At 38.5% G+C, this 15,425-nt stretch carries 20 protein-coding genes; 18 read left to right on the top strand and 2 right to left on the bottom strand.

Annotation, left to right across the window (positions count from 1 at the left end; translation table 11 throughout):
* Nucleotides 1-109: 109 nt before the first annotated feature.
* Nucleotides 110-541: a VOC family protein gene (locus tag ACEXOE_RS21910; protein WP_394751012.1), complete on the top strand. Its 432-nt coding sequence runs from the start codon at nucleotides 110-112 to the stop codon at nucleotides 539-541.
* 67 nt (nucleotides 542-608) lie between these two features.
* On the opposite strand, the gene ACEXOE_RS21905 is transcribed toward ACEXOE_RS21910, so the two are convergent.
* A complete protein-coding gene (locus ACEXOE_RS21905; protein WP_394751011.1) occupies nucleotides 609-1,958 on the bottom strand; it encodes a TlpA family protein disulfide reductase in 1,350 nt (449 codons plus the stop codon).
* Between the two features lie 284 nt (nucleotides 1,959-2,242).
* On the opposite strand from ACEXOE_RS21905, the gene ACEXOE_RS21900 reads away from it, so the two are divergent.
* The 13 genes from ACEXOE_RS21900 (at nucleotide 2,243) to ACEXOE_RS21840 (ending at nucleotide 11,930) form a co-directional block, all read left to right on the top strand.
* The gene (locus ACEXOE_RS21900; protein WP_394751010.1) at nucleotides 2,243-3,331 is read left to right on the top strand and encodes an adenylate/guanylate cyclase domain-containing protein; all 1,089 of its coding nucleotides are present in this window, start codon (nucleotides 2,243-2,245) and stop codon (nucleotides 3,329-3,331) included.
* A gap of 3 nt (nucleotides 3,332-3,334) precedes the next feature.
* Nucleotides 3,335-3,685 (top strand): hypothetical protein, encoded by a 351-nt coding sequence (locus tag ACEXOE_RS21895; protein ID WP_394751009.1) that lies wholly within the window; start codon nucleotides 3,335-3,337, stop codon nucleotides 3,683-3,685.
* A 258-nt stretch (nucleotides 3,686-3,943) separates the two neighbouring features.
* Nucleotides 3,944-5,422: a serine hydrolase gene (locus tag ACEXOE_RS21890; RefSeq protein WP_394751008.1), complete on the top strand. Its 1,479-nt coding sequence runs from the start codon at nucleotides 3,944-3,946 to the stop codon at nucleotides 5,420-5,422.
* A 34-nt stretch (nucleotides 5,423-5,456) separates the two neighbouring features.
* Entirely contained in the window at nucleotides 5,457-6,539 is a 1,083-nt protein-coding gene (locus tag ACEXOE_RS21885) for an alpha/beta hydrolase family protein (protein ID WP_394751007.1), read from the top strand.
* 213 nt (nucleotides 6,540-6,752) lie between these two features.
* Nucleotides 6,753-7,142 (top strand): nuclear transport factor 2 family protein, encoded by a 390-nt coding sequence (locus tag ACEXOE_RS21880; protein WP_394751006.1) that lies wholly within the window; start codon nucleotides 6,753-6,755, stop codon nucleotides 7,140-7,142.
* A 76-nt stretch (nucleotides 7,143-7,218) separates the two neighbouring features.
* Nucleotides 7,219-7,743 (top strand): DinB family protein, encoded by a 525-nt coding sequence (locus ACEXOE_RS21875; RefSeq protein WP_394751005.1) that lies wholly within the window; start codon nucleotides 7,219-7,221, stop codon nucleotides 7,741-7,743.
* A gap of 39 nt (nucleotides 7,744-7,782) precedes the next feature.
* A complete protein-coding gene (locus ACEXOE_RS21870) occupies nucleotides 7,783-8,529 on the top strand; it encodes an amidohydrolase family protein (RefSeq protein ID WP_394751004.1) in 747 nt (248 codons plus the stop codon).
* 125 nt (nucleotides 8,530-8,654) lie between these two features.
* Entirely contained in the window at nucleotides 8,655-9,047 is a 393-nt protein-coding gene (locus ACEXOE_RS21865) for a nuclear transport factor 2-like protein (RefSeq protein ID WP_394751003.1), read from the top strand.
* Between the two features lie 53 nt (nucleotides 9,048-9,100).
* Nucleotides 9,101-9,556: an ester cyclase gene (locus ACEXOE_RS21860; RefSeq protein ID WP_394751002.1), complete on the top strand. Its 456-nt coding sequence runs from the start codon at nucleotides 9,101-9,103 to the stop codon at nucleotides 9,554-9,556.
* A 61-nt stretch (nucleotides 9,557-9,617) separates the two neighbouring features.
* Nucleotides 9,618-10,163, top strand: a complete 546-nt coding sequence (locus tag ACEXOE_RS21855; RefSeq protein ID WP_394751001.1) for a TetR/AcrR family transcriptional regulator — start codon at nucleotides 9,618-9,620, stop codon at nucleotides 10,161-10,163.
* 76 nt (nucleotides 10,164-10,239) lie between these two features.
* Nucleotides 10,240-10,758 (top strand): DUF4442 domain-containing protein, encoded by a 519-nt coding sequence (locus ACEXOE_RS21850; protein ID WP_394751000.1) that lies wholly within the window; start codon nucleotides 10,240-10,242, stop codon nucleotides 10,756-10,758.
* Nucleotides 10,755-11,114 carry a DUF6463 family protein gene (locus tag ACEXOE_RS21845; protein WP_394750999.1) on the top strand — a complete coding sequence of 120 codons (360 nt, stop codon included), beginning with the start codon at nucleotides 10,755-10,757 and terminating at the stop codon, nucleotides 11,112-11,114. Before ACEXOE_RS21850 ends, ACEXOE_RS21845 begins: the two co-directional genes overlap by 4 nt.
* Nucleotides 11,115-11,246: 132 nt before the next feature.
* Entirely contained in the window at nucleotides 11,247-11,930 is a 684-nt protein-coding gene (locus tag ACEXOE_RS21840; RefSeq protein WP_394750998.1) for a DUF6090 family protein, read from the top strand.
* Between the two features lie 64 nt (nucleotides 11,931-11,994).
* Here ACEXOE_RS21840 and ACEXOE_RS21835 read toward each other — a convergent pair whose 3' ends face one another.
* The gene (locus tag ACEXOE_RS21835) at nucleotides 11,995-12,681 is read right to left on the bottom strand and encodes an ArsR/SmtB family transcription factor (protein ID WP_394750997.1); all 687 of its coding nucleotides are present in this window, start codon (nucleotides 12,679-12,681) and stop codon (nucleotides 11,995-11,997) included.
* Between the two features lie 67 nt (nucleotides 12,682-12,748).
* Here ACEXOE_RS21835 and ACEXOE_RS21830 point away from each other — a divergent pair, with 67 nt between their 5' ends.
* The 4 genes from ACEXOE_RS21830 (at nucleotide 12,749) to ACEXOE_RS21815 (ending at nucleotide 15,409) form a co-directional block, all read left to right on the top strand.
* The gene (locus ACEXOE_RS21830) at nucleotides 12,749-13,219 is read left to right on the top strand and encodes a DinB family protein (RefSeq protein ID WP_394750996.1); all 471 of its coding nucleotides are present in this window, start codon (nucleotides 12,749-12,751) and stop codon (nucleotides 13,217-13,219) included.
* Nucleotides 13,220-13,293: 74 nt separating this feature from the next.
* The gene (locus tag ACEXOE_RS21825; protein WP_394750995.1) at nucleotides 13,294-13,785 is read left to right on the top strand and encodes a DinB family protein; all 492 of its coding nucleotides are present in this window, start codon (nucleotides 13,294-13,296) and stop codon (nucleotides 13,783-13,785) included.
* A 6-nt stretch (nucleotides 13,786-13,791) separates the two neighbouring features.
* Nucleotides 13,792-14,490 (top strand): hypothetical protein, encoded by a 699-nt coding sequence (locus tag ACEXOE_RS21820; RefSeq protein WP_394750994.1) that lies wholly within the window; start codon nucleotides 13,792-13,794, stop codon nucleotides 14,488-14,490.
* A gap of 160 nt (nucleotides 14,491-14,650) precedes the next feature.
* On the top strand, nucleotides 14,651-15,409 hold the full coding sequence (locus ACEXOE_RS21815) for a response regulator transcription factor (RefSeq protein WP_394750993.1): 759 nt from the start codon (nucleotides 14,651-14,653) through the stop codon (nucleotides 15,407-15,409).
* Nucleotides 15,410-15,425 lie beyond the last annotated feature (16 nt).

Genomic DNA, 15,425 nt, shown 5'->3' with positions numbered 1-15,425 from the left:
CCATTTTCTTTATCACCTGTACTAAAGTACAGCCTTAATTCCGTACATAAGTCCGTTTTCTCGCCTCTCATTACTACTGACCTTTGTACCGAACTAAAAATTGAATATTATGAAGGTACAAGCAATATACTTGGAACATGCAAACATTACGGTAAGTGATTTACAAGAAGCCATTCGGTTTTTCCAAACTGCGTTTCCACATTTTAGGATAAGAGGAGGCGGAAACGATATGCGGGAGTGGGTCCATCTTGGGGATGACAATACCTATGTGGCACTTAACCAAGCTAAGGAGAATGCATTGAAAACCAATAAAAACTATGACAAAATAGGAATAAACCATCTAGGCTTTGTCGTAGAAGATGTAGCACATATTGCCCGTGATTTATTGCGCGCAGGTTATCAAAGAGACTATCCAAAACAGGTAGAACAATTTAGAATCAGAGATTATTTTGCGGATACCGATGGCAACCAATACGAATTTGTACAGTACCTCAGTGAAGCGGTGCATGAAAAAAATAGCTACGACAGGGTCACAGAATAGGATAGCCACATAAATGATATGCCAACAAAAATGCACATCCTATTTTTGTTGGCACTATCCCAGTTCCTTACTGCAACAATGTATTTAACAGGGTCTTGGTCTTTTCAAAGGAAGGACGGGGTGCAACCGGATTCACAATCTTACCTTCAGGATCTATTACTATAAATCGCGGGATGGAATTCACCGCAAAGGCATTCATAAATGCACTGTCAAAAGACTTATCTGCAAACAGTTGAAGTCCACCAAGTTGTTTCTCTTTGACCATCTGTTTCCAAGTAGGTTTTACTTCTTCTTTATCGACGGAGATACTCACAAAAACAATATTTTTGCCTTTATAATGTTCTTCCAATTCCTTTAAATAAGGTATTTGCTTAATGCAAGGGGCGCACCAGGTAGTCCACACATCAATGTAGACATACTTTCCTTTAAGGTCACTTAAACTGACTATTTTTCCATCGATGGATTCATAACGAAATCCTGGGGAAGCATCACCTTTCCTTAACCCTTTGGCATGCATTACTTCTTTATATTGCTGCTCTGCTGCTTCAATAAAAGGTTGATAGGTAGTTACCCTTTTAATAAGGTTCAAATAATCCGCTGCCCGCTCCTTATGGGAAGATATTTTGGAATAGCATCCATTGATAAGAGTAATGGCCAGAGCTTCCGAGGGCACCTTTCGTAACACGTTGAGCATCCTGTCCACATCCGGGGCAGCATCGATCCGTTTACTCCAAATAGAATTCATCAAATAACGGTAATACGGCTGTTTCTTGTAATCTGCATCACTATAACCCAAGTTTGCAATAGGTTGATAAAATTTAGCCGATGGGGCAATCTCTTTCCCAAGATAAAATTTAATATTGGACTTGTAATTTTGAATGCTCAGAAGACGCTCATATTCCAAGGATTTCTGCTCTGCTTTCCTGAAGAATTGTGGAACATCGTATTTGGACAAGGCCGTTAAATGTGCATTTTTAACCCCTTCAATATTTTTAAGATACACCGCCTCATCCGTAGCATAAAAGGCTTCCAAATCTTTGGTCAGTTCAGTATCCATTATGGCTTTTTTTGCAAGGTAATTATTTCGCAAAGCCCCTTTGCCACTATAGACAAGTGTATTTTCAAAATCTTTTGCATTGAAAACAATCTTAAATTCGTCTTGAGGATAGAGGTAGAGATAGGCCGTATTCCGACCGTATTCAAGAAGGTAATACCCTTCTTCTATGTCCGCAGACATCTTAAAGTTCCCATTGGCATTGAGTTCTGCTGAGATCAATTCCTGATTGTCCAAATAGGTAATCATTATGGAAGAAGCGGCAGGTTGCTGTACTTGTCCAGAAAGTATTACTTTTCCTGAATTTGCGTAGAGTGACAGGCCTATGAAAACAGCAAAAAGTGTACTGATATGTTTGCGCATGATTCTAAGATAAAAACTAAAGATACATATTTTGATATTTGAAAATAGCCAAAAATGAAGTGCCTTGCTTTAGTTTTCACCCAACCCCCTGATACCCAATTTTATGCATAAAGGTTGTTCTAGGAGAAGGACAATATACTGTATAACCCTCTTCTTTCACTTGTTCGCTCCTGTTTTCACTCTAAACAGTTTGGAACTCAAGAAAACAACCATTTTATTTCCTAAATTCGTTATGCAACCAAATATAACAAACCACATAGGTCTGTTAGGTGAAAATGAAAACTATGCTATCACCCAAACACAAGAGAATATTTTTACAAATTGTTCCTTTTGGCCTCATCTCTTTGGCATTTAGCATAATGTATTCCTTACTTGAAAAGGGAATTTTAGGTGATTACCCTATCTATCCTTCAACAGGAAACCCTTATAATTTTGAGTTCATTGTTCCTGCAATAATATCGCTGATCTTAGGCTTGTTTATTGGTGTTTTTGAAGTATTGTTCCTCAGCAAACGTTTTCAAAAAGGAAGTCTGGGCAAAAAAATAATTTTTAAAACAGTTGTTTACCTTTTCATCATAACTATAGCTTTGCTTATCATCATAACCTTGACCAATGCGTATGAGTTAGGCGTCAGCCCCCTAGATAAAGAGGTATGGGATAATTTTATTTTATTTTTTTCTGATTTTGCTTTCTGGACAATACTGCTATATTTTTCCATGGCCGTTGTACTCTGTCTGTTTTATAATGAAGTAAGTGATAATATAGGCCAAGCCGTATTGCTTAATTTTTTTACCGGAAAATATCATCAGCCTATTGAGGAAGAACGAGTCTTTATGTTTCTTGACATGAAATCCTCCACCACTATTGCAGAACAACTTGGGCATGTACAGTATTTCAAGATGCTAACCGAATATTACAAGGACTTATCGGATGCCATCATACAATATGGCGGGGAAATTTATCAATATGTTGGGGATGAAGTTGTGGTAACCTGGAAACTCAAAAAAGGTTTTGCCCCTAACTGTTTGAATTGTTTTTTTGCCATGAAAGCAGCACTGGCCCATAGGGCACCAAAATACCAATCCAAATATGAAGTGACCCCCACTTTTAAAGCCGGTATCCATTTTGGCAAAGTGACCACGGGCGAAATTGGAGTCATCAAAAAAGAAATTATCTTTTCTGGTGATGTTTTAAATACAACAGCCAGGATACAAGGGCTTTGCAATACCTATGGAGTAGACGTACTGGTTTCCGAAAGGCTAATTCAAGAGCTGGACGGCGGGGAAGCGTTTAGACCAAAAGTATTGGGAGAAACCAAACTAAGGGGTAGAAATGAAAAAATAAACTTATTTACCATTGAAAAACAAGCATAGTAGATGAAAAATAAAATACAGAAAATATTGATTTGGTTGCCCTCTGTGGTGCTATCCATGATTTATATTCAAAATGGTATTGGGAAAATATTTCGTTCGGATCAGATGGATAAAATTATTAGCAACGATATTGTAATGTCAACCGTAGGCATCATTCTCTTGATCGCTACGGCCTTATTTCTCTATCCCAAAACCCTAATTTGGGGAACCACTATCCTGTCCTGCTATATGAGCTGTATTGTTTTTATACACCTGTATAAAGGAAAACCTTTTGAAGTAGCGGCGCTCGTTGTCCTTGGGGTAATTTTTGCAACTTATCTTAGGAGACCGGAATTTTTCTTTCAGAAAAAATAAACTTAGGATTAAACATATCCTGAAAGCCCAATCTGAAAACACCATAAATTACAACATCGTATTCCCCAATGGTAGACTTTCGAATCCATGATTTTTGCTTAAGGATTATGTGGACCATTTAGAACATCATATACATCAAATCATAAAGTAAGGCCTCCTTGAATAGGATCGCTCATCTTTTGCCCAAAATAAATCGGAATTAGTGTAACAGCGCATATAATTTTTCATCATTCTATTAACCACCTAATACGAATTCAGATGAAAAATATCCTCAGTACTTTCATTCTAATCGCCCTTCTAAGTTGTCAACAAAAAACTACAGAGACGGTTTCCACTCCCGAAGACCCGGAAATTAACAAGCTAGTCCTTCAACAAAAAACATCTTTTGACGTTCCTGGCCTGGCCGTAGGTGTCATCAAAAATGGCGAAGTCGTTTATACGAAAGCCCATGGCGTTCAAGGGTTGGATATTAAAGATTCCTTATCTACAAAATCCCTATTTCACATGGCTTCTGTTTCCAAGCCTTTTGTGGCTACCGCCATAGTGCAACTTATGGAACAGGGAAAAATTGATTTGGATGAAAGATTGATACATTATTTGCCTTATTTCACAATGGCCGATGAACGTTATAAAGATATCACCATACGCCATATGCTAAATCATTCCTCAGGTATCCCCGATGTAGAGGACTACGAATGGGACAAACCACAATACGATGAGGGAGCTGCAGAACGATATGCCAGAAGCTTTGGTTCGGTAAAACTCGATTTTTCACCAGGGGAAAAATTCAATTACAGCAATGCCGCTTTTGATATTTTATGCGATCTCATCTCCAAGGTTTCAGGAATGACCTTCGAAGACTATATGTGGATTTATATTTTTGAGCCTATAGGCATGAAAAATAGTACGTTCATAAAACCGGACGTCCCTAAAAAGTGGGCAACCAAACCTCATATTATCGGAGAAGATCTTCAACCTAGAGTGAGCAAAATTTATCCTTATAACAGAATACATGCCGGAAGTTCTACCCTGCATTCCAATGTAGAGGATATGTTGTTATGGGCAAAGATGAACCTCAACAAAGGTATTATTAATGAAAAAAGAATTTATAAGGAAAGCTCCTATGACCTCCTCACCAGTTCCCAGCTCAAGATCAATGATAGAAGAAGTATTGGCTTAAGTTGGTTTTTGGGTAGTTTACATGAAAATACAGTCGTATTTCATCAAGGCGGAGATACCGGATATAGTACGTTCTTTGGATTTGTTCCCGAGAAAAAATCAGCTATCGTAATGATGGCCAATACCGATTACTTCTGGTCCAATCAGGCTTCAGGGGTGATTTTAGCCAACAGTATCTTTAATGATTCCATTTCATGGCGGGCACCGATTCACCTAAAACTCAAAAACCACATACTAGAAGAGGGTATTGCCAAAACCAAAGAAATTTATTTTTCCGAGAAACAAAAATCGCCTCAGCAGTATATTGTATCGGGGAATTATATCGATGAATTGGGCTATTGGTTGCTCGATAGAAATCGGCCCCAAAAGGCACTTGAACTGTTTACGTTTAATGTAGAATTGGAACCTGAAGATGCCGGGTGGCCCGATAGTGTTGCGGATGCCTACAGCGCCATGGACAGTATTGCTTTAGCCATTCAATGGTATAAAAAAGCATTGAAAATAGATCCTGACCAAGATTTTTCCAGAAAAAAACTGGAAGCATTATTGGCAAAGTAACTTCTACAGGTACTACAAAATAATCAAATTGAATATGAGGTTCCACAGCGCAAATACCGCAACAAGCATTGTACAAAAATATCTTAGCATCCTATGCCTACTTCTCATTGGATGCAAAGCCATGGCCCAAAGTGAAAGACGCATCTTGGACTTTGAATTTGAGGGCGTACAGCTGAACGGCATATTAAATATCCCTGAAAGCAAAAGCCCTAGGGGTATCGTATTACTGGTCCATGGCTCGGGACGTACCGATGCCATTGCGCAAGAACTACACCTCGATGTGCGACAGGCTATCTTAAAGGCAGGCTATGCCACCTATATGTGGGACAAAATGGGCTGTGGCAAGAGCGGAGGCACCTTTGATTACAATCAATCTGTTCAAAATAGTGCCTTAGAGGTTATTGCTGCAATCAATACTTTAAAAAACAAAAACATAGCCGGTTCCCAAGAAATTGGTCTCTGGGGCATTAGCAGGGCAGGATGGATCAATCCTATCGTAATCAACCAATATAAAGACATTAAGTTTTGGATTTCTGTCAGCGGTGTGGATGATAAGGAAAATTTCAATTATTTATTGGAACAAAACCTAGAAATCAATGGCACTCCAAAGGATTCTATTCGCCTTTTGAGCAATGAATTGAAAGCAGGAGCGAGATTATCACATTCTGGTGCAAGTTTTGAAACGTATATGAACGCCACCAAAAATCTTAGAAACAATACTTTTTTCAAGCGATTTCGAAATAATACCACTATTACGGCCCCGGATTATTATGCCTATCAAAAAACCTTTATGCAAGAAACACTTGACGAGGCTAGCGGACTCCAAATCTATATTCAAGACTTTGAGGCCCTTCTATCCAATATAAAATGTCCCGTATTAGCCCTGTTCGGAGAAAAAGATAGGAATGTGGACTGGAAAAAAACCAAGGCGTTATATGCAAGGACTCTTGCTAAAAATACAGCATTGAGCATACAATCTTTCCCGGATTGCAATCACAATCTTTTCCGCTGTAAAACAGGGGGTTTTTATGAATTTCAAGATAATGCACTCCCTTGGATCCGTTCCCCAGGTTTTTTGGAGGCCATAACGGATTGGTTAAACGAAATAGGTCCTTAACAACAATGCTAGGATATCTTAAAAATGCTGAATTTCTTCCTTTACAGAAACCGCAAAACGCCTTAAAAAGACCTTAATCAAAACAGGCTATCTCAAAAAAACATATTAAATTGGGACAACAACGGATTAAAAATTAAAATCTAGGCATATTGAAGGAATGGCATTCAGTGCTCCTCTGATTGTAGTGCACCCCTTATAGAGCATACGAACCTTATGAAACAAGAAATGAGCATAAAAGTATTGGTGTCGACCTGGTTTGACAAATGGAAGCAAGGAGATTTTCTTGGCCTTCCCATCGCTGAAAATTTTAAACACACGAGTCCTTTTGGCACTATCGAAGGCAAAAAGGCCTATACAGATATCGTAGAGGCAAATAAAGATAAATTCTTAGGCTATGTTTTTGAAATTCACGATGCGCTTTATGAACCCCAAAAGGCCTGCGTTCGCTATACCGCCAGACAAGGAACCGATTTCAGCTTGGATGTCAGTGAATGGTATTACGCAAAAAACAATCTGATCCAAGAAATTGTTGCCCATTATCATATTGGCGATATCCATGAGGAAAGAAAAATTGAACATTACAATGGCAAGTCCACCCCATAAGAAAGGATTTCTTTAAGATCCTATTTTAGCGTTGCGTAGTACGCCTTGATATCCATCCCTATTAATTTTAGAACAAATGCAATTTGAACTTGGCAAATCCATAAAAATTTTAGAGCGAACACCTGCTGTTCTGGAAGCTTACCTATTAGGTCTATCTGATGAATGGCTCAAACAAAATGAAGGGAAAGATACGTGGAGCCCTTATGATGTTGTGGGGCATCTCATTTTTGGTGAAAAAACAGATTGGATGGTTCGGATCAAGGTCATTTTAAATGGGAAAGGGAGTAAATCCTTCCAGCCTTTTGATCGATTTGCGCAATTTCAGGAAGACCAAAGCAAACCTATTTCAGAATTACTTCAACACTTCCGGGAACTGAGATTTCAAAACCTGAACGCCTTGAAATCCTTGAAAATTACCGAAAGTGACTTGGCACTAACGGGAATTCACCCAGAATTTGGCCTAGTTACCTTAGCGCAACTCATTGCCACCTGGACCGTAAACGATTTAGGACATATTGGACAAATCTCAAGAACTATGGCCAAACAATATACAGAGGAAGTTGGCCCTTGGATAAATTATCTAAGTATTCTAAAGAAATAACGATAGCCTTCTTAAGACCTAAAGGCTTTACTTTGAAAAATGAAACTATTCGATTCACATTTCCACATTATAGATCCCACCTATCCCCTATTTGAAAATAATGGATACCTACCCCCCAAGTTCACTATTCCAAACTACCTAGAAGCCACAAAAGGGCTTAAGATTGTAGGAGGCGCTGTTGTTTCCGGTTCATTTCAAAAATTTGACCAAGAATACTTAATCGCTGCTTTGGACAAACTTGGCAAGAATTACTATGGCGTGGCCAATATTTCTTTGGAAATGCCGCCAAAGGAATTGGACAGATTGAACAAGGCCAATATCGCGGCTGTACGGTTTAATCTCAAACGTGGAGGTTCTGAGCGCATTCAAAATATGGTTGAGCTGTCCAATAGATTATTTCATGACTATAACTGGCATACAGAACTCTACATGGATAGTACAGCCATTGAGGACTTGCAGGCTATTTTGGTCAAAATCCCAAAGTTTTCAATTGATCACTTAGGCCTTTCAAAAAAAGGCCTTTTAAATCTCTATCGTTGGGCCGAAAAAGGGATTAAAATCAAAGCAACGGGATTTGGAAGAATTGAATTTGACCCCATACCCGTTATGCGGAAAATTTATGATATCAATCCCCATGCATTAATGTTTGGAACCGACTTGCCTTCTACAAGGGCGAAAACTCCCTTTAGGATTGAGGATATCCAACGTATCCAAGAGAATTTCAATGCGATTGAGCAAGAACGCATCTTTTATACCAATGCCAGGGATTGGTACCTCAAAAGTTAATTTCAAATCCAAAGTGCTCCTTTCATTGTTTGTATACCCCGGGTAAGAAGAGCGCTATATAAAGATCGAAACAGACGAATATCTTTCCGAGATTGCGTATTTTAGAAGTTAAGAAGTACGAACAGATGGAAAGCCTTATGAAAGAAGAACAACAGCAAATCATTGAACACTATATTACCTCATACAATGCATTTGACGTAGAAGGGATGTTGAAAAATCTAGATTCAGAGGTAATTTTTGAGAATACCACCAATGGAAAAGTAGATCTGCGAACCAAGGGAATCCAGGAGTTTAAGGAACAAGCAGAGGCCTCCAAACACTATTTCACCCAACGCAAACAACGTATACTATCTTGGCGTTTTAAGGAGTCTCATGTGAGCATTGAAATCGATTATCAAGCCGTTTTGGCCATTGACCTTCCCAATGGCATGAAAGCCGGAGATCTACTGGAACTAAAAGGGGTATCAGAATTTGAATTTGACCTTGGAAAAATTAAAAAGATCACGGACAACAGTTAAATATAAGGGAGCCACAGACTCCTATATTCTAAAAACCGCAGCATAAATACGTTATGGAACAACACGCTAAACCTGTCACAAGGCCCATTCCGGAAAAATTGGTATTGGAATTCTTTGAACGTGTCTGGCATAGCCCACATGAACTGGACGCCATAGATGAGTTAATGACCGAGGACTATTCCATTACTACTGCCGGAAAGACACTTATAGGAAGATCTGTATTTAAAAATTGGATCAGCGAATTTCAAAAACAGTTGCTGGATGCAAAAACAGAGAATATTGATCTTTTTTTCAATGAAAACGGAGATAAAGTGGTTTCCAGGTGGAACTGTTCCGGGAAAAACAATGGGCTTTTTGGCCTTCAAGCGGATCAGCAATTGATTTCTTTTACCGGTATAGCCATTTGGACCATTCGGGATAATCGACTTGCGAAATGTTGGGTAGAGCGAAGTGCACATGAACTCTATCAGCAACTCATTTCCGGTAAGGAAGAAAACAATTTTGTTTAAATACAAAAGCAGCGCATTGGAGACTAAAATTGATTAAAGGGAACTGTTATAAAAAACTTGAATGACCGATAACGGAAAAATTTGGATTGAGGAAGGGTATCATTTTTTCGCCTCTCAAGGCCCAGGCGAGATGCGTGTAGAACGATTGGCAAAGACGATAGGAAAAAATAAATCTTCTTTCTATCATTTTTTTGCAACCATAGAGATTCTTCAAGAAGAATTGCTACAGTATCATTTAACGCAGATTTGTGCCATGGCCAATGCCTTGGAAAAGGCGATCACATTGGAAGATTTAACGGCAATACTCCTAGATAACAAAACCCATCTTTTATTTAACAGGCAACTCAGAATCCACAGACAAAAACCTGAATTTGAACATTATTTGCACAAGACCAATGCGGTGGCCGGCACTGCAATCATGGAGGTATGGAAAAACATGTTGGAATTGAAAAACAACTCTTATTTGGCCCGTCTTGTATTAAAACTGAGTGTAGACAACTTCTTTTTGCAGATAACCGAAGCACAGTTAGATCGGGATTGGTTAAATACCTACTTCCTGCAATTAAGGGAAATGGTCCAGGCCTTCAAAAACAAAGCGCCCCATTAGACGGTAGCGTCTAAAATATAGTTCCTACATTTCATACTTTCGAAAAACAGCGGTGTTCCATACTAAAACTACGAAGATGTCTTTCTATCAGAAAATTACGGCCATCGGCACAAAATACATTCCCAAACACAAATTTTTTAAGTATGGGTTTAATTTTTCGCCTATGTACCGAAGAAGTACGGGTAGAGTGATCTCTGCTTCCGAAAATTTATTTGAGGTAAGCGTAAAAATCCCGATCAGTTGGAAAAATAAGAATTACGTCAATTCTATCTTTGGAGGTAGTATGTTCTCTGCTGTAGATCCCATTCCAATGGTTCAACTGATCAATATTATTGGAGAAGAATATGTGGTTTGGGACAAATCGGCCACCATCCGATTTAAACGACCGGCAAAAGAACATCTTTATGCCGATTTTTTATATACGGTTGAGGAAATTAAGGAAATCCAGGAGCGTGTGCAGCAAGAGAATGAAATTGAAATTGTAAAGACCACAGTACTCACCAACAAAAACAAATCCACGATCTATTGCGAGGTCCAGAAAACCCTATATATCGCCAAAAAATCATATTACAAAGCCAAAAGAAACAAAAAATGAAAAACAAAATAGGTATCATCATCCTGATAATTGGTGTACTACACCTCCTCCTAGGCCTTGTTAAATTTTCCTCTGTCTTTGGTGGGATGTTATCCGAAGGTTGGCTGAATACTGCAGAGGGCGATACCAGAGGCCGAGCACTTTGGTTTACGTTTACCGGATTGGTATTTTTGATGTTCGGATTCGCCATTGGATATCTGGAAAAAGAAGGGCTTCAAGTTCCCCGAAGCTTGGGTTGGTGGTTATTGGCTTCAACTATTCTAGGAGCCACTGCGCTACCTTTATCTGGTTTTTGGGCCTTGGTGCTACCTTCTGTTCTAATTTTAATACATTCCCCTAAAAAGAGCACTACATAAATTTCAATGCTTTGACCTAAAGGAATATTCCCTACTTTTAATCCGGTATAGGCATGATTTGGGTATGGACAATGTTACGGTTCCAAAAAGATGCCCTAAAATCCAAGAGAATAATTAAACTGAATTCAAATTTTGAAAAAAGCGCTCAAAGAAATTAACTGGAAATATGCCATAGGGGAATTGCTCTTAATATTTTTAGGAATCACCATGGCCATTTGGTTTAACAATTGGAACGAGACACAGAAATCCAACAAAACAGAATTAAAGTCCATCCAAGAAATAAAAAATGCCATTCGCCAAGATCTAGTGGATATCAATGAGAATATTTCTGGATTTGGCAAAAGGGTATACCTCTACGAACTCATACTGGAACATATCGATGGAGAGCTTCCTTTAAGCGATACCCTAAAGTACCATCTCCCCTATATGCAGGGCGTCACCACATTTTTGTCAAATATCGGTCCTTATGAAACTTTAAAATCCAGGGGGTTGGAAACCATAACCAACGATAGTATTCGATTAAAAATATCGCTCTACTATGATTTTGAGTATGAAAAAATCCAAACCAATGAGAGGCAGCATTATGAGCACTATATCAATAATATGAAACCGCTGATCATTCAAAAATTTAATTTGAAAGGGTATGCCTTAGAACCTTTGGATTACGATCAATTGATACATGATTTAGAATTTAAACAAACCATTCTTTGGGCCTTGCGCACCGATAGTTATATGTTGGAACTATATGTAAAGTTGCGTGATATTGGGGAATCCTTAGTGCAGGAACTGGAAACAGAAATCCAACAACTCCAATAAAAATAATAAGGCGGCTGTCATCTTTTTTTGTATCAAAAAAAGGTACGACATGGGATGCGTTGGACTACTCTAAAACAATCCCTAAAAAATCATATAGCGATGTCCTCCCCTTTGAGGTGATGACAAGCTCCCTTGAAAATTCAACTTTTTTGAACCAACAATTTTCCAGCATTTTTTTAAAAAAAATGGCCCCCAAATACCCTGCTAAGTGTGGCTTGCGTTCGGACCAATCAAGGCATTGCCGCGTTAAAGGCCTACGATGTTTTATCATTTCTTCTTGATCAATTCCAAATTGGGAGAACCATTGCCACCCTTCTTTCGTAACCCGATATTCCTTTCCAGATTTTAAAAGATACTGCCGTTTCTCTAAAGCTTCTGTGATGGTCACCCCTATAAAACCAGCGAGATGATCATAACAACTCCTACAATATTGAATTCTTTTTTTAGGGGACACACCATTAGTTTTAGCCGTTAATTCTCCATTGGCCAAATTTGCCAACGCCTCAACGGCATAGGCAATATTTGTATTGGCGAAAGAGTAGTAGCGATGCCTTCCTTGCGTATCTACCCGAAGAATCCCTCCCTGCAATAGTTTGGACAAATGGTTGCTCACTGCACTGGGGGACAAATCGGAAACCAAGGCCAACTCACTGGCTGTATAGGCCCTCCCATCCAATAAATTCCATACGATCTTTGCTCTGGAAGGCTCGCATAATAAGGATGTTACGAAAACAAAGTTTTTCTCTTCCATTATTCATTTTCAAATGAACTATAAAAGTAAGCATCTCATTTACTTTGTCACAACTAAAAAATTAGAAATGACAGCATTGGAAATTATCTTGATCAACTTTTCGGAAATTCGAAGAAGGAGCATTAAATTATGGAAAGGTATTCCGGAGGAATATCTAGATTGGAAACTGGACCAAAGCGCCTTTTCCATCATTGAAATGATTCGTCATGTCTTGGAATGCGAACATCTCTTCCATAAAATTATCCAGAACCGCGGAAACCTTGGTGACTATCAGTCCCCATGGCACAACATGCCCTATTCCGATTTAAAAAACGAATTGGAGTTTTCAGAAAAATATCGAAGTCTTTTCTTGGACATGATCAAAGGATTGGCAGTATCCGATCTGGAAAATGTCCGTATTGAACGTACGGAGGTTGGGCAAAGCAAACTCCTGGGAGATTATCTCAATAGGATCGCATATCATGAAGCCGTTCATACCGGACAGCTACTAACTTACTTACGGGCAGCAGGCCTTGAGAGACCGCAGGTATGGGATTGACCTAAACGCATTGAAGCATACTTTTAGGGCAGATCTCTTTTGAACAGACCGTATATTTTACGTAGTTTTAAAATATGAACTATACGCCAGATGCTGGATTCCCTTACTATTTTGAACTCGTAAAAGACGCTTCTTACTTATCTCTCTTTTCCGCTTTTGATACGTTTACCTTTTTGGATAGCATCCCTAAAGAAAAAGCAAGCTATCGCTATGCCCCTGAAAAATGGAGTATACAACAAATTGTTGGACATATTACCGATCACGAAAGAATAAAGATGTCCCGAGCGTTTTTACTGAGCAGAAAAGAAGCTGTAGCCCTGTGGGGTTATGATCAAAATCGTTTGGTGGCCAATAGTCGCTTTGAAGTAATGACGCTTGAAGCCCTAATTACCGACTTTAGGGCGGTACGAAAGGCGTCCCTTAGTTTTATCCAAGGACTGTCTGAAGAACAGCTAAAGATACAAGGGATGGCACAACAGTATGAAATTACCCTCGAAGATTTTTTAAAATCTATTATCGGGCATGAAAAGCATCATATCCATATCATCAAAGAAAAATACCTTTAGACACCTATGGAACACTATAATGCTATGCTCGCAAAAATTGGCTTGACTCCTCTTTTGATACTTGGAGGGATATTGATTGTAGCAATTGTAAGTTCTTATTATACTAAAAAAGCTAGAATAAAGCGCAAATTAAAGAAAACTGACCAAAAAAGGATTGCCAGTTTTAGGGATGGGGATATTGCTAAAATTGTGGGTACAGTAGAAATTATTGAAACACCCCTTGAGGCCCCTCTTTCCATGCGAAAATGCGCCAGTTTTTATGTGCTCGTGGAACGAAAGGTTTCTTCCGGGAAAAGTTCACATTGGAAAAAGATAATCGAAGAGGAAGGAAATAGTACATATTTGATCAAAGAAGGGGGTAGCTACGCTTTTATCAATGACACTCATATAAACAGCTATATTGTTCGTGACAAAGAATATTCCTCAGGCTTTCTAAACGACGCTACCGATCATCTGGAAAAATATTTAAACAGTAAAGGACATGAAAGTGAAGGTCTATTCAATTTTAATAAAACCTTGCGCTATAAAGAGGGAATATTGGAACAAGGTGAAAAAATAGCCGTTATAGGAAAAGGGCAATGGCAGGAAGCCAGTACCTTGGGCCTCCCCAAAAAATATGGCAAAGTGTTGGCATTGACATCCAATGAAGGCAAGCCTATGTATTTAAGCGATGATCCCGACACTACCCGTAGGCGTAGGCATTGACGTAACTTTACCTTCAATTTGCCCGATAAAATCTTGGTCAACACCAAGAATGCGTGGAATGTGACCAATGCATGATATGAAGTTGAGATTAAAAAACAAAATCCTTACATTTAGATTATGATGAAAGCGAAATCCTTTCTAAATCTCAAAATCATTATCCTTGGCAAATATTAATGACTTTTTTTCATTTCAGAATACCATAAAAAACATTTCTGATGCAGAGCAAGCCCAATTGACAGATTATCTGGCTCCTATACGAGCTTTTTCCCGAACTACGAATAAAAGCATTTACATTATCGATTATCAAAAAAAAGGTTTTGAATTTGTTTCCAAAAACCCCCTGTTCCTGTGTGGGCACACGGCAGACGAAGTAAAGGAAATGGGATATGAGTTTTATTTTAAATATGTGATCCCGGGAGATTTGGACCTCCTTTTAAAAATTAACCAAATCGGTTTTGATTTTTATGACCAAGTACCTTTAAAAGATAGGATAAACTACTCGATTTCCTATGATTTTCACCTGAGGAACCAAGAAGATAATATTATCTTGTTGAATCAGAAATTGACACCTTTATTCTTAACGGCAGATGGAAAAATATGGAAAGCAATCTGTATTGTTTCTTTATCCACTGCCAGTGATTCTGGAAATATTGTGGTCGTTAAGGATGGAGATAATAAAATGTTCAAATACAATTTAAAGGATGATTGCTGGTCCTCTTCCGAAATCGTTGAGTTGAGTAAGAGGGAGAAGGAAATTCTACGCCTTTCATCTAGGGGTTTTACCATAAATGATATTTCAAAAAAACTATTTGTCTCCCCGGATACGATTAAATTTCATCGAAAAAAACTCTTTGAAAAACTGGAAGTGTCCAATATTACGGAAGCCATTTCTTTTGGCTCCAACAACAACTTGATTTGAACCAAAAAAGTTAAAA

It is taken from the genome of Spongiimicrobium salis, assembly GCF_043678055.1.
Lineage (GTDB): Bacteria > Bacteroidota > Bacteroidia > Flavobacteriales > Flavobacteriaceae > Spongiimicrobium > Spongiimicrobium salis.
Note: the sequence above shows the minus strand (reverse complement) of the source record. Positions and strands in the feature narration are given on the sequence as shown.